14 protein-coding genes and 1 other annotated feature are annotated in these 11886 nt (G+C 74.1%); of the genes, 8 read left to right on the top strand and 6 right to left on the bottom strand.

Going from position 1 to position 11886, the window contains the following annotated elements; translation table 11 throughout:
* The first annotated feature begins 152 nt into the window (after positions 1 to 152).
* The 5 genes from ABZ885_RS27070 to ABZ885_RS27050 all read left to right on the top strand — a co-directional run bounded on the left by ABZ885_RS27070 (position 153) and on the right by ABZ885_RS27050 (position 4879).
* Entirely contained in the window at positions 153 to 830 is a 678-nt protein-coding gene (locus ABZ885_RS27070; protein WP_360193772.1) for a hypothetical protein, read from the top strand.
* Positions 831 to 1020: 190 nt separating this feature from the next.
* Positions 1021 to 1863 (top strand): thioredoxin domain-containing protein, encoded by an 843-nt coding sequence (locus ABZ885_RS27065; protein WP_360193770.1) that lies wholly within the window; start codon positions 1021 to 1023, stop codon positions 1861 to 1863.
* 64 nt (positions 1864 to 1927) lie between these two features.
* On the top strand, positions 1928 to 2599 hold the full coding sequence (locus ABZ885_RS27060) for a vitamin K epoxide reductase family protein (RefSeq protein WP_360193767.1): 672 nt from the start codon (positions 1928 to 1930) through the stop codon (positions 2597 to 2599).
* Positions 2600 to 2972: 373 nt separating this feature from the next.
* On the top strand, positions 2973 to 3836 hold the full coding sequence (locus tag ABZ885_RS27055) for a papain-like cysteine protease family protein (protein WP_360193764.1): 864 nt from the start codon (positions 2973 to 2975) through the stop codon (positions 3834 to 3836).
* A 14-nt stretch (positions 3837 to 3850) separates the two neighbouring features.
* Positions 3851 to 4879 (top strand): hypothetical protein, encoded by a 1029-nt coding sequence (locus tag ABZ885_RS27050; RefSeq protein ID WP_360193761.1) that lies wholly within the window; start codon positions 3851 to 3853, stop codon positions 4877 to 4879.
* 57 nt (positions 4880 to 4936) lie between these two features.
* Here the strand turns inward: ABZ885_RS27050 and ABZ885_RS27045 are convergent, their stop codons facing one another.
* From ABZ885_RS27045 to ABZ885_RS27025, 5 genes are all read right to left on the bottom strand, one after another.
* Complete coding sequence (locus tag ABZ885_RS27045; RefSeq protein WP_360193758.1) at positions 4937 to 5158, bottom strand: IS3 family transposase; 222 nt, start codon at positions 5156 to 5158, stop codon at positions 4937 to 4939.
* A gap of 54 nt (positions 5159 to 5212) precedes the next feature.
* Positions 5213 to 5329, bottom strand: a sequence feature (AL1L pseudoknot).
* Positions 5284 to 5472: a hypothetical protein gene (locus ABZ885_RS27040; RefSeq protein ID WP_360193755.1), complete on the bottom strand. Its 189-nt coding sequence runs from the start codon at positions 5470 to 5472 to the stop codon at positions 5284 to 5286. Its footprint overlaps the feature before it by 46 nt.
* Before the next feature lie 188 nt (positions 5473 to 5660).
* On the bottom strand, positions 5661 to 6743 hold the full coding sequence (locus tag ABZ885_RS27035) for a serine hydrolase domain-containing protein (protein WP_360193752.1): 1083 nt from the start codon (positions 6741 to 6743) through the stop codon (positions 5661 to 5663).
* Positions 6744 to 6810: 67 nt separating this feature from the next.
* Positions 6811 to 7299, bottom strand: a complete 489-nt coding sequence (locus tag ABZ885_RS27030) for a GNAT family N-acetyltransferase (RefSeq protein ID WP_360193775.1) — start codon at positions 7297 to 7299, stop codon at positions 6811 to 6813.
* Positions 7300 to 7392: 93 nt separating this feature from the next.
* A complete protein-coding gene (locus tag ABZ885_RS27025) occupies positions 7393 to 7809 on the bottom strand; it encodes an ankyrin repeat domain-containing protein (protein ID WP_360193749.1) in 417 nt (138 codons plus the stop codon).
* Positions 7810 to 8242: 433 nt separating this feature from the next.
* Between ABZ885_RS27025 and ABZ885_RS27020 the strand changes: the two genes are divergently transcribed.
* From ABZ885_RS27020 to ABZ885_RS27010, 3 genes are all read left to right on the top strand, one after another.
* Positions 8243 to 8437, top strand: coding sequence for a hypothetical protein (locus tag ABZ885_RS27020; protein ID WP_360193746.1), 195 nt, complete (start codon positions 8243 to 8245; stop codon positions 8435 to 8437).
* 303 nt (positions 8438 to 8740) lie between these two features.
* Positions 8741 to 10366 carry a hypothetical protein gene (locus tag ABZ885_RS27015; protein WP_360193744.1) on the top strand — a complete coding sequence of 542 codons (1626 nt, stop codon included), beginning with the start codon at positions 8741 to 8743 and terminating at the stop codon, positions 10364 to 10366.
* Between the two features lie 281 nt (positions 10367 to 10647).
* Positions 10648 to 11022 (top strand): RNA polymerase-binding protein RbpA, encoded by a 375-nt coding sequence (locus ABZ885_RS27010; protein ID WP_030396357.1) that lies wholly within the window; start codon positions 10648 to 10650, stop codon positions 11020 to 11022.
* Between the two features lie 102 nt (positions 11023 to 11124).
* Here the strand turns inward: ABZ885_RS27010 and fxsA are convergent, their stop codons facing one another.
* On the bottom strand, positions 11125 to 11694 hold the full coding sequence (fxsA, locus tag ABZ885_RS27005; protein ID WP_360193741.1) for an FxsA family membrane protein: 570 nt from the start codon (positions 11692 to 11694) through the stop codon (positions 11125 to 11127).
* Between the last annotated feature and the right edge of the window lie 192 nt (positions 11695 to 11886).

The raw sequence follows: 11886 nt of genomic DNA, 5'->3' as shown, positions 1-11886 counted from the left end.
GCTGAAGCCTCCGGGTACGCCCGTGCGGCCGTACGGGAGGTGACGGGCCGCCCGGCCGCCCCCGGCCCGGGGTGGCCGCGGCGGCGGCCGGTCCCGGCCAACCTCTGACGCGCCCTCGTGCGGGATGTAAGTGCCGTGACATACTCCGGGGCGTGACGACTTCCACCCCGGCGACGAGGGCCCTGCGGGCCGCGGTGTTCACCGCGCTCGCCGTGCCGCTCTCCGCGCTGGGCCAGGTCGTCATCACCGGTCGCCCGCTGCCGCTGAACCTCGTGGCCGCCGCGACCGTGGTCGTCTTCCTCGTCGCGGCCGCGCTGGCCGGCCGGGAGCGGCGGCTGCTGCACATCTCCGCCGTGCTGGTCCCGGTCGAGCTGCTGCTCAACACGACGTTCAACCTGGGCCAGGCCGGCTGTGGCCCGGTGCTCGGGGCCGACCACGTCCCCGCCCGCGGCATGAACCTGCTGGTGTGCGGCGGCGGTTCGGTGGACGGGTCGTTGTTCTCCGGGCAGTTGGGGCACGCCGGGCCGGTCGCGCCGGCGGTGACCCAGCTGCTGGTCCTGCTGGTGCACCTGCTGGTCGCACTGGCCGCCGCGGTCTGGCTGCGGCTGGGCGACGCCGCCCTGTCGGGCCTGGCCCGGGCGCTGCACGTGCTGCGCGAGTCGCTGGCGGTGCCGCTGCGGGCGCTGGTCGTGCTGCTGGTCCCCGCCCCGGTCCGGCCGGTGCTGCGGGTACCGCTTCCGGCCTCGGACCGCCCGCGGCCGCGCCGCGAGGACGTGGTGCTCAGCCCGGCGCCCCGGCGTGGTCCGCCGGTCCTCGCGCCTGCCTGCTGACGCCCCGCGTCCGTCACCTCCCTGCTCCGCAGCGGCCGACGTCCGCCCGCGCAGGCAGCGCGCACAACTCCCGCGTTCACCGACCGAGCCTCCTCGTACCCGCGCACGCGCCGGCGCCCTGCGCCGCCACCGCGCCGAGGCGGGCACCCCCGCGCGCACCTGCGCGCCGCTCACACGGAGTTGACCCACCATGGCCCAGACCGACCGCACCAACAGCAGCAAGCAGCCCACCCGCAAGCAGGCCGAGCGGATCAGCGCCCGCCAGCGGATCCAGGAGGCGCAGCGCCTGGAGCAGGCGGCCGCCAAGCGCCGCCGCGGGATCGTGGCCGTCGTCTCCGCCGTCGCCGTCCTCGCCCTCGCGGGCGGGGTGACGGTGGCGATCACCGCGGCTAAGGACGACAAGTCGTCCTCCGCGGACGCCGCGGCCGAGCCGACCGCGCTGGTCGTGCCGGCCAACACCGGCGGCCCGGACAACACCGTGATCACCTACGGCAAGCCGGACGCCGCCCACACCCTGCAGGTGTTCGAGGACTTCCGCTGCCCGGTCTGCAAGTCCTTCGAGACGACCAACGGAGACACCGTCAAGAAGCTGGCGGACGACGGCACGGTGAAGGTGGAGTACCACCTGGCCGCGTTCCTGGACAAGAACCTCGGCGGCAAGGGCTCCCGCACGGCGCTGGCCGCCGCCGGGGCCGCACTCAACGAGGGCGTGGACAAGTTCAAGCAGTTCCACGACGTGCTGTACGCCAACCAGCCGGAGGAGCGCGAGGACGGCTTCGGCGACGTCAACCACCTGCTGGAGCTGGCCGACAAGGTGCCCGGCCTGAAGACGGACGCCTTCGTCAAGGCGGTCACCGACGGCACCTACGCGCCGTGGGCGAAGAAGGTCGCGGACGCGTTCAACGACAGCGGTGTCACGGGCACGCCGACGGTGAAGCTGGACGGCAAGCCGATCACCCTGTTCTCCGGGAACCGCGCGGTGACGCCGGAGCAGTTCACCGCGCAGGTCAAGCAGGCCGCCGGCTTGCAGTGAGCACCACCGGCCCGGCCGACATCCCGGCCGGGCCGGCCCTTCCCACACCCCGGAGTGCTCTGCCATGACCGCCCCGACCGCTGTGAACCCCTCTGCGAACCCCTCCCGCCCCGCGAGCGCCGACGCCGTCCCGCCGGGCGGCGCGCCGGTCGGCGCGGGCCGGGTGTTCTCCCTGTTCCTGTTCCTCGGTGCGCTGATCGGGCTGGCCGCGTCAGCCGTCCTGACCTTCGACAAGCTGCGCATCCTGGAGAACCCGTCGTACATCCCCAGTTGCAACATCAATCCGGTGATCAGCTGCGGTTCGGTGATGCGCACCGAGCAGGCGGAGGTGTTCGGCTTCCCGAACCCGCTGATCGGCCTGGCCGCGTTCGGCGCGCTGGCGGCGGTCGGGGCCGGGCTGCTGGCCGGTGCCGCCTACCGGCGCTGGTTCTGGCTGGGCCTGCAGGCGGGCACGCTGCTGGGGGTCGTCTTCGTGCACTGGCTGATCGACCAGGCGCTGTACGAGATCGGCGCGCTCTGCCCGTACTGCATGGTGGTCTGGGCGACGGTGGTGCTGCTGTTCTGGTACACGACGCTGCACAACCTGCGGACCGGGGTGATCCCGGCCGGGCCGCGGATGCGGGTGGTGGTGCGGGAGGCCGCCCGCTACCACTGGGCGCTGCCGGTGCTGTGGGCCGCGGTGATCGCGCTGCTGATCCTCAACCGGTTCTGGTCCTACTGGTCGACCCTGCTCTGATCCCCCGTCGCTCCGGAATCCCGGTTTCTCCGGGTAACCCGGGGCAGTTCGCGCCGGATCGAATTGATGGAGCGTCACATCGCGCCTACGCTGTGCAATTTCACTGTTGGATGGCGTGTCTAACAACAGATCACGAAACATAACGTTTACATCACCTCGCATCCGAACGGATTGCCACGACAGGTCCGGCCCCGCTCCCGATGGACGCCAACTCCTCTGCGGTATCGGCGTGTTGACGGTGACCGGGGCCGGACCTGCCGGTGGTTGAAAGGGTTACATCTTCGCAACGGGATAACGGGCATTCAGCGACCTCCGACGCCTCTGGCAGGATTCCGGCCACTCAATCCACCAGAGGAAGGGACGTGGGAGCACCATGCACCGACGTCGCATGTCCCGCCGCAAGAAGGCGCTGACGGCCGCGACCGCCGCCGGACTCTCCGGCGGCCTGCTGTTCGGCCTCGGCGCCTTCGCCCAGGCCGACCTGGTCAGCGGTACCGTGATCGCCGGCCAGGGCGGGTACAGCACCATCAACCACCGCGACCGGCCCTCCCTGTCGGCACGGGTCAGCGGTACGTCGCGGATCGGCGAGAAGGTCCCGATGTCCTGCCGGACCACGGGCGACACCGTGGAGAACAACCCACGCTGGATCCTCTCCGGTTCGTTCTACATCGCCGACGCCTTCGTCAAGGAGAACACCAACAGCCTGCCGGTCTGCGGCTCGACGACGCCCACGCCGAACCCCACCAGCACGTCGGCGACCAGCAGGACCCTCCCGATCACCATGCAGAAGCAGGTCAGGACCCAGTGGTGCTGGGACGCCTCCGGCGTGACCATCGCCGCCTACTGGGGTCGCACCGCCAGCCAGGAACAGTTCTGCCAACTCGCTGCCCAGGGCACCTGGGTGAACTGCAACAACCAGCCCGCGACCCTGGAGGACATGGCCAACGGCCTGGCCCGGCTGGGGCTGGGCAACAGCGGCCGCAGCCTGTTCCGCAACGCCTCGTTCGCCGAGTCCTCCGCCGAGATAGCCGCCGGCCGCCCGTTCGGCGTCCGGATCGGCTGGCGCACCGGAGGCGGCCACATGAACGTCGTCTACGGCTACGACAGCGCCACGAACATGATCGCCGTCGGCGACCCGTGGCCCAGCACCCAGACCTACACCTGGTGGAACTTCAACACCTACGTGAACAACAACTCGTTCCAGTGGACCCACTCGCGCATCGGCATCCAGGGCTGAGGAGACGACCGACCATGCAGCTGATCCGACGCTCCGCCCGCCTGCTCGCCCGCGCCGCCGTCGTCGCCACGGCGACGCTCGCCGCCACCCAGTACGGGACCCTCGCGGCCCTGGCCGCCGACGGGGACGGCATCGCGGGCTACCAGTCCGCCCAGCAGGTACTCCAGAGCAACCAGGTCCGGGACGCCGTCTCCCGGTTCCTGGTCGCGGCCCCGAAGGCCAACCCGGGCACCCCGAACAGCCCGGGCGCCGCCGCCGCGGCCGACGGGGGCACCGTCGGTGCTCCCGGGAAGCCCCCCACGGCGGTGGCCGCCCCGCCGCGGTTCGACCTCAAGGACCCGGTCCCGGTGTTCGAGCTGAGCGCCGACTTCGTGGCCGGCAAGGCGCAGGCGACCCCGCAGACCGCCCTGCGGCTCACCTACCTGGCCTCCCGGGTCACCGCCGCCGACGGCCACCAGGCCGCCGTGCTGCTCGCGCCCCAGGGCAACCCCGCCCCCGCAACCGGCGACGGCACGCGGAACGTCGGCGCCGAGGGCTGGCAGCTGGCCGGCATCCGGGACGGCGACACCGAGGTCGGCCTCGCCGAGCGCGGCACTCCGCAGGCCCGCAGCTTCACCGAACCGCAGATCCACGCCTGGTACCGGATCACCGCCGAGGGCATGGTCGAGCCCCTGAACGACGAGGCCAACAGCGGCCTCGGCGGGCAGCGGAGCATCACCCTCGCCGCCTACCAGAAGCTGGTCTCCGCCCGGTACGGCGACAAGCTGCCCGGCTCGGACTACGACCGCAAGGGCCTGGCCGGCGGGTTCGCCGGCCTCACGGACTGGCAGCCGGGGCAGGCCGCCGCCGAGGCACCGGCCAACGAGGCACCGGCCGCCGAGGCACCGGCCGCCGAGGACCGGGCCGCCGGGGAGCAGCTCGCCGGAGCCGGGGCCGCCGGGCCCGACTGGCAGCCCGTCGCACTCGCCGGGGCCGCGGCCCTGGCCACGGCCGGCGGCGCCGCGCTGTACCACCGCCGCCGCCGGGCCTCCGCCAACCGCTGACCCCGGGTCCGCCCGGCGCCGGTCCAACCGCAGCCACTGGACCGGCGCCGGGCCTCCTCACGCCCCCGGGACGGGGCCGGCCGGCTGCGGCCCGAGGTTCCGGCGCCGGAAGCCGGCGGCGCCGCCGGCGCCGGTCAGCCCCCACTCCCGCATCAGCCGCTCCACCGTGCACCGGGCCACCTCGACGCCCTCGCCCCGCAGCTGCGTCCAGACCCGGCGGGCACCGAAGGTGCGGTTGCTTCCCTCGTAGGCCCGGCGGATCTCGGCCAGCAGTTCCACGTCCCGCAGGGCGCGGGCCGAGGCGGGCCGGGAACGGGCGGTGTAGTACGTCGACGGGGGGATCCGCAGCGTGCGGCAGATCCGCTCGACCCCGTGCGACGTCCGGTACGCCTCGACGAACCGGATCAGTGCGGGCGTCGCGGGTCGAGCTCCCGCGTGAAGAAATCCGAGGCCTCCCGGAGTATCGCGTTCTCGTGCTCCAGTTCGCTGATCCTCCGGCGCAGCGCGGCGACGTCGCCGCTCGCCGGCGGCTGCGCCGCACGGCCGGCCGGGGGTGCCGGCGGCACCTGACTCGTCCGGTGCTCCAAGGTCATCCACTGCTCCACATCTCTCGGGGGCCCTGTCACGGCACCCGGTGCAACCGTGTGGTCGGTGCCGTGCACGGCCCTGGGGAGGGCTCGTCACCGCGTGATCAGAGCTTGGTCATCAGGACGCCGCCGGAGGCCCGGCCGTTCCCTGCCCGGTCATGAGCACGCCCCCGGACCGCCGCTCCGGGCAGCCGCTAGCCGAAGACGGCCCGCCGGTAGGCGTTGCGGAGGTCGGTGAGCGGCTGGAAGTCGCGGTCGTAGTGGACCTTGTTGGTGAGCAGCAGGGCCCACCGGCCGAGGCGGCGGGAGACCCAGATCCCGGTGCCGGTGAAGCCGTAGTGGACGAAGGTGCCCTCGGCGGGGTCGGTGCCGGCGGCGCAGAGCCAGGAGAGGCCGCGGGCGGGGGCCAGCCCGCCGGTCTGTTCGCGCAGCGATTCGGCGGTCCAGGCGTCACCCCAGGGCAGGCCGGCCGGCGGGGCGAGCAGTGCGGTGAGGAACCGGCCGAGGTCGCGGGCGGTGGAGAACACGCCGGCGTTGCCGGAGACGCCGCCGAGCAGCCGGGCGGAGGGGTCGTGGACGACGCCGCGCAGGGCGGCGCCGGCCTCCTGTTCGTACTCGGTGGGCGCGGTGCGCGCCGTCCCGGCCGGCCCGAGCGGGCCGTAGCGGGTGTCGGTCATGCCGAGCGGCCGCCAGACCTGGCGGGCCGCGAGCTCGTCGAGCGGGGCGCCGGCCAGCGACTCGACCAGGTGGCCGAGCAGCACGGCGGCCCGGTCCGTGTACTCGACGGCGGTGCCCGGCGGCCGGTGCAGCGGGGCGGCGAGCACGCCGGCCAGGATCGCCGCCCGGTCCCGGCCGTAGAGCTCGGCGAACCGGGTGCGCAGCGGCATCCCCGCGGTGTGGGTGAGGAGTTGACGGGCCGTCACCGAGCCGGCCGGGTGCCCGGCGGCGGCCGGCCAGTAGTCGCCGATCGGGAGGTCGAGCGGGAGCCGGCCGGCCTGCCGGAGCACCCCGGCGCAGGGCCAGAGGGCGACCACCTTGGTGATGCTGGCCAGGTCGAAGACGGTGTCCGGCCCCATCTCCAGCCGCTCGTACGGCCCTTGGCCGAGGACACCGAGGCTGCCGCCGCCCTGCCGGCCGTCGGCGTCGCCGACGGCCCAGACGGCGCCGGAGCCGACCGCGGGCAGCCCGGCGGCGACCAGCCGCGCCAACTCCCCGCCGGGGGCGGCGAGAACGGCCGGCGGGGCGGGCGCGGGAGTGGCTCGGCCCGGCTCGTCCATGCGCTGCTCCCGCCCCCGCGGCCGCCCGTCGGCCGGTCCGCCGGGAGCCTACCCAGCGGGCGCCGGGTCAGACGGCGGGCGCGCCGCCGAACTCCTTGCCGAGGCAGATGCTCTGCGGGTGCTCCCGGTAGATGCCGAACTTCCGGATCGGCGCGTACCCCTCGGAGGTGTAGAGCGCGACGGCCTCGGGCTGCTCGGTGCCGGTCTCCAGGATGAACCTGGTCCGCCCGGCCTCGGCGGCGGTGAACTCCAGCCGGGCGAGCACCGCCCGGGCGAGGCCCCGCCCGCGGGCGCCGGGGACGACGAACATCCGCTTCAGCTCGGCGTCGCCGTCCCGCAGTCCGTGCGGGCCGGCCTGCTTGGCCCGCCAGCCGCCGCAGGCGACCGGCGCCCCGTCGAGGTAGGCGACCAGGAAGAGTCCGGCCGGCGGGTCGAAGTCGTCGAGGTTCATCTCGGTGAGGTCGGCGTCGCCGTAGCGGCGGACGTACTCCTGCTGCACCTCGGCCGCGAGGTGCTGGGCGTCCGGGTGGGCGAAGCCGGTGACGCGGATCTCTATGCTGTCGCCCTTGCCGTCCCGCAGGACGAAGCTGTCCGGGCCGCGTTCGGGGGCGGTGGTGCTCTCCATGACACGAGAGCCTACGGGCCGGGGTCAGCGGCCCTCGAACCGGGCGACCAGCTCGTCCTTGCCGAACATCCGGGCGGTGTCGACGGCGGACGGGGTGCCGGCCGCGGGGTCGGCGCCGCCGTCCAGCAGTGCGGTGAGCACGTCGTCGGCGCCCTTGAAGACGGCGCCGGCCAGCGGGGTCTGCCCGCGGTCGTTGGCCCGGTCCGGGTCGGCGCCGCGGGCGAGCAGGGCGGCGACGGTGTCGGCGTGCCCGTGGTAGGCGGCGAGCATCAGCAGGGTGTCGCCGCGGTCGTTGCCGAGGTCGGCGGGCGCACCGGCGTCGACGTAGGCGGCGAGGAGGTCGGTGTCACCGGCCCGGGCGGCGTCGAAGAGCTTGCCGGCGAGCGCGATCACCTCGGCGTCGGGGGCGTCGGCGGGCTGCTGGCTGGCGGCGTCGGTCATGGCGGGCCTTTCTGCTGCGGTCGGGGCCCCGGGGGGCCGGGAGTCCTGTGGTGGGTCGCGCCCGTCGCACCGTAACGGCCGGGACGGGTGTGATCCAGCCGACGTCCGGATGGCGGATGGCGTCGTCCGGGCGGACGGCGGCCGCGGCGTTCCCCGCACGACACGCGGGCGGGAAGGTTGCGCAGCCGTTCGAGCGAACTTCCCGGCACCCCCGGAAACGTCCCGCCCGCCCGCCGGGAATGTCTCGCCGCGCCGGAAGGAAGCCGCCCACTGCCCCCGTCCGGGGCGGTTCGCATACCTCCGCCCGGCGCCCGGCGCGGTACCCGCCGGGGAACCACCCGTTTGCGCCGTTCCATCATCTATTACTTTTTGTCACGATTAGAGCACTTTCTGTGACACCGTCCCCCCTGTCCCCCTCCCCGAGGAGCAGAACGTGATCCTCTCGATTTCCGGCATCGTCCTGTTCGGCACCATCGCCTTTCTCTTCTTCCGCCGGGACGGACTAAAGGTCTCCCACGCGATCGTCTGCGCCCTCCTGGGCTTCTACGTGGCCGGCTCCTCCATCGCCCCCAGCATCACCGCCGGCGGCGCGAGCCTGGCCAGCCTGCTCGGCGGCCTGAAGTTTTAGCGGCCGTCTTCCAACCCCCGTCGTCCGCCCGGAGGGCGGGCGGGGCGGCGTTGGGGTGCGTGGATCGCAAGGCGGAGGAGGGAGCCACTGCGGAGCATTGGCGACCGACGACAACGCGGCGAGGTGCGTGCCCCGGCGTCGCCCCACAGGCGGGGGTTGGAAGACGGGCCCCAGCCCCGCCACTCCCCCGCAGTACGGGCCCGGGCGCGGATCCCACCGCCCCGGGCCCCGTCGTACCGCCGGACCCCACCCGGACCGCCCACCCCTGAACCCGACCGTCCCACTCGCCCGGGGAGCCAAGGAATGCCGCTCAACCGCCATCTCAGCCGGGGCCGCGAACTGGCCCGCACGGCCGGCGACCACGCCTCCGACATGTTCGCGCCGCTCACCGTCATCGGGCGCGGGCTGCGCCACCACGTCGCCTGGACCAAGGACCGCTGGCAGGCCACCCCGAAGGAGCGGCGCGGGCCGACGGTCTTCCTGGTCGCCGCGATGCTGCTCGGCATCTACCTGCTGCCGCACGGCCTGCTCTTCGCCCTGGTGGCGCTGATGGCCACCGCCGCCTGGACCGGCCGCGCGCCCAAGGCCGCGCCCGCGGCGGCCGAGCCGGACGTCGCCGACACCAAGCTGTCCGCCCTGTACGCGGCGCTGACCCCGTACCTGGGCGGGCCGGAGGAGCTGAACCCGCTCTACCACCACGAGGGCAGCTACAAGGACGCCTTCCGCGCCTGGGAGTTCGACGGCGAGGGGCGGCTCTCCCGGCTGGAGCTGGCCTACCCGGCGTACTTCACCGACACCGAGCCCGTCGCCCGGGCCCGGATCGAGCAGGTCGTCCAGGGCAAGGCCGGCCGGGCCCGGGAGTACCGCTTCGACTGGGACGAGGAGTCCAACAAGCTGCGGATCGCCGCGCTGGCCCCGCTGCCGACCGACATCGCGGCGCAGCGTTTCGTCGCCGCGCCGGGCGAGGTCGTGCTGGGCTTCACCGACGAGGAGGGCAGCGCCCGCACCATCCCGGTCGGCCAGGGCGGGGTGGTCGTCCAGCAGCCGCCGGTGGTCTGGCGCACCGGGCCGCGCTCGGCCGAGCCGCACCTGCTGGCGCTCGGCGTGACCGGTTACGGCACCTCCAGCCTGATCCGCTCGATCGCGCTCCAGGCGCTCCCGTTCGGCGACCTGGTGGTGATCGACGGCGCGGGCACCGGCGAGCACGCCTGCCTGGTGAACCGGCCCGGCGTCCACACCGTGGAGACCAGCCTGCACGGCGCGCTGGCCGCGCTGGAGTGGGCCGCCCAGGAGACCGAGCGGCGGCTCGCCGCGCTGAACGCCGCCCGGCACGCCGGCGCCACGCTGCCGGAGGACGTCACCCGGCCGCTCTGGCTGCTGCTCGACCACCCGACCGAGCTGAGCGAGCTGGCCCACGCCGAGGGCCGGCCGGACCCGCAGGACCTGCTGGAGCTCCCGCTGCGGCACGGCCGCGCCGCCCGGGTCACCGTGGTGATCGCCGACGACGTGGAGGCCCGCGACCGGATCACCGCGACCGTCCGGGCCACCACCCGGGCCCGGGTGGTGCTCGGCCCGGCCGGCCCCGAGGAGGGGCACGCCGCGCTCGGCGCGCCGCTGGACATCGTGCCCGCCGCGCAGGCCCCGGCCGGCCGCGGCTACGCCCGGATCGGCAACAGCACGCCGGTGCGCCTCCAGGTGCCGGCCACCGTCGACCCGCTGGACGAGGAGGCGCCCGCCCAGCTGCGCGACGCGGTGATCGCCCTGCTGCCGCACCGGGACACCCGTACCGAGGCGGCCGCGCCGGCCGAGGTGCCGCCGCGCCCCGCAGGCCCGCCGCCGGTGCTCCCGGTCGAGCTCGACCCCGAGGCCCGGCCGGCCGTGGAGCTGGGCAAGGAGCACGCCCCCCTCCGCTTCCGCCCGCTCGCCTGACCGGGCGACCACGAACGGGGGCGGCACACCGCTCCGGAACCGCTCCCGGTACGCTCGTCATGGAAAGGCCGACCCGATCACCCGATGTGAAATGCGTGACACCTGGGGTGATATCGCCGACCAGATGTGACAAATCGGGCGCCGGTGGGTACAAACAGGGGCGGCACGACAGACGACGCATGTCCCGGGACGGGAATCTTCGTCGGAAGCCGAGCGTTGACCGAACGACGAAGAACAGCGACCACTAGTCCTGTGGGCCATAAGCCCGGGAGGCACGATTCATGAGCGAGCGAGCTCTCCGCGGCACGCGACTCGGGGCCACTAGCTACGAGACCGACCGTGGTATCGATCTGGCTCCCCGCCAGACCGTCGAGTACGCATGTCAGAACGGACACCGATTCGAGGTTCCTTTCTCGGTCGAGGCGGAGATCCCCTCGGCCTGGGAATGCCGCTTCTGCGGCCAGGAAGCCGTACTTCTCGACGGTGACGAGCCGGAGGAGAAGAAGACCAAGCCCACGCGCACCCATTGGGACATGCTGATGGAGCGCCGGACGCGCGAGGAGCTGGAGGAGGTGCTGGCCGAGCGGCTGGCCGTGCTCCGCTCCGGGGGGATGAACCTCGCGGTACACCCGCGGGACACCCGCAAGAGCGCCTGAGCCGCCCCCGCCACCCGGCGGGAGCACGCGAAAAGGGACCCTGGCCTCCAGGGTCCCTTTCGCGTTGCCGGGCCGGGGCCCGGCCAGGCCCCGGCCGGGGGCTCAGCCGTTGATCGGCGGGTGGTAGGTGGTGTCCGGGCCCTGCGGGCCGGTGCCGGGTTCGACCACCTCGCCCTGGATCACCTTGCCGTCCGGGCGGTGGATCCGCAGCTGCTCCTGCAGCCGCATCGCGTCCGCGAACGGGTCGGCGCCGACGGCGGAGGTGCTGCGCAGCGCCTTCTCGGCGAAGCGTCGGCCGCCCGCCCGCCAGAGCGCCCGGGTGGGCGGGAAGAGCAGGGTCAGCGCGAGGACGTCCGAGAGGAAGCCCGGCACGATCAGCAGCAGGCCGGCCAGCACGGTCAGGCTGGTGCCGGTCTGCGGCTGCTGCGGCTTCGGGTCCCGGCTCTGGTCGATCGCCGCCGACAGCGCCTTCAGCCCCGCACGCTTGATCAGCGAGCCGCCGATCAGCACGCCGGCCAGGAGCAGCAGCACCACGGTCAGGCCGCCCAGCCACGAGCCCACCTGGACCAGCAGCCAGATCTCCAGCACCAGCCAGACGGTGATCAGCAACGGCACGGCCCGCCGGAGCTTTCCGCGCGGGGCGGGACGGGCGGGGGTAGCTTGCTGGGTCACGGTACGAATCCACTCCACGCGGTGCTCTGCGCGCCGCACGGGAGGTCCGGGCCGGCTACGGCACCACCTGGTCCAACGGTCGGACCCCGGCCGGTGTTCCGGGGGGGCGGGGGTCCGGGGGCCGGGGGGCCGCCCCGTGTCTCCGCCCCGCAGCTCACTCCGCGGCGCGCTCCGCGAGCGGGCGGGCCGTCC

The organism is Kitasatospora sp. NPDC047058 (assembly GCF_040643935.1).
In the GTDB taxonomy this organism is placed as follows: Bacteria; Actinomycetota; Actinomycetes; order Streptomycetales; family Streptomycetaceae; genus Kitasatospora.
This window is presented reverse-complemented; position numbering and strand designations above follow the sequence as displayed.

What these genes read in the sequence shown, in the direction of transcription:
- ABZ885_RS27065 (WP_360193770.1), top strand. Translation starts at nt 1,021, where the DNA reads ATGGCCCAGACCGACCGCACCAACAGCAGCAAGCAGCCCACCCGCAAG.
- ABZ885_RS27060 (WP_360193767.1), top strand. Translation starts at nt 1,928, where the DNA reads ATGACCGCCCCGACCGCTGTGAACCCCTCTGCGAACCCCTCCCGCCCC.
- ABZ885_RS27055 (WP_360193764.1), top strand. Translation starts at nt 2,973, where the DNA reads ATGCACCGACGTCGCATGTCCCGCCGCAAGAAGGCGCTGACGGCCGCG.
- ABZ885_RS27050 (WP_360193761.1), top strand. Translation starts at nt 3,851, where the DNA reads ATGCAGCTGATCCGACGCTCCGCCCGCCTGCTCGCCCGCGCCGCCGTC.
- ABZ885_RS27040 (WP_360193755.1), bottom strand. Translation starts at nt 5,472, where the DNA reads ATGACCTTGGAGCACCGGACGAGTCAGGTGCCGCCGGCACCCCCGGCC.
- ABZ885_RS27035 (WP_360193752.1), bottom strand. Translation starts at nt 6,743, where the DNA reads ATGGACGAGCCGGGCCGAGCCACTCCCGCGCCCGCCCCGCCGGCCGTT.
- ABZ885_RS27025 (WP_360193749.1), bottom strand. Translation starts at nt 7,809, where the DNA reads ATGACCGACGCCGCCAGCCAGCAGCCCGCCGACGCCCCCGACGCCGAG.
- ABZ885_RS27015 (WP_360193744.1), top strand. Translation starts at nt 8,741, where the DNA reads ATGCCGCTCAACCGCCATCTCAGCCGGGGCCGCGAACTGGCCCGCACG.
- ABZ885_RS27010 (WP_030396357.1), top strand. Translation starts at nt 10,648, where the DNA reads ATGAGCGAGCGAGCTCTCCGCGGCACGCGACTCGGGGCCACTAGCTAC.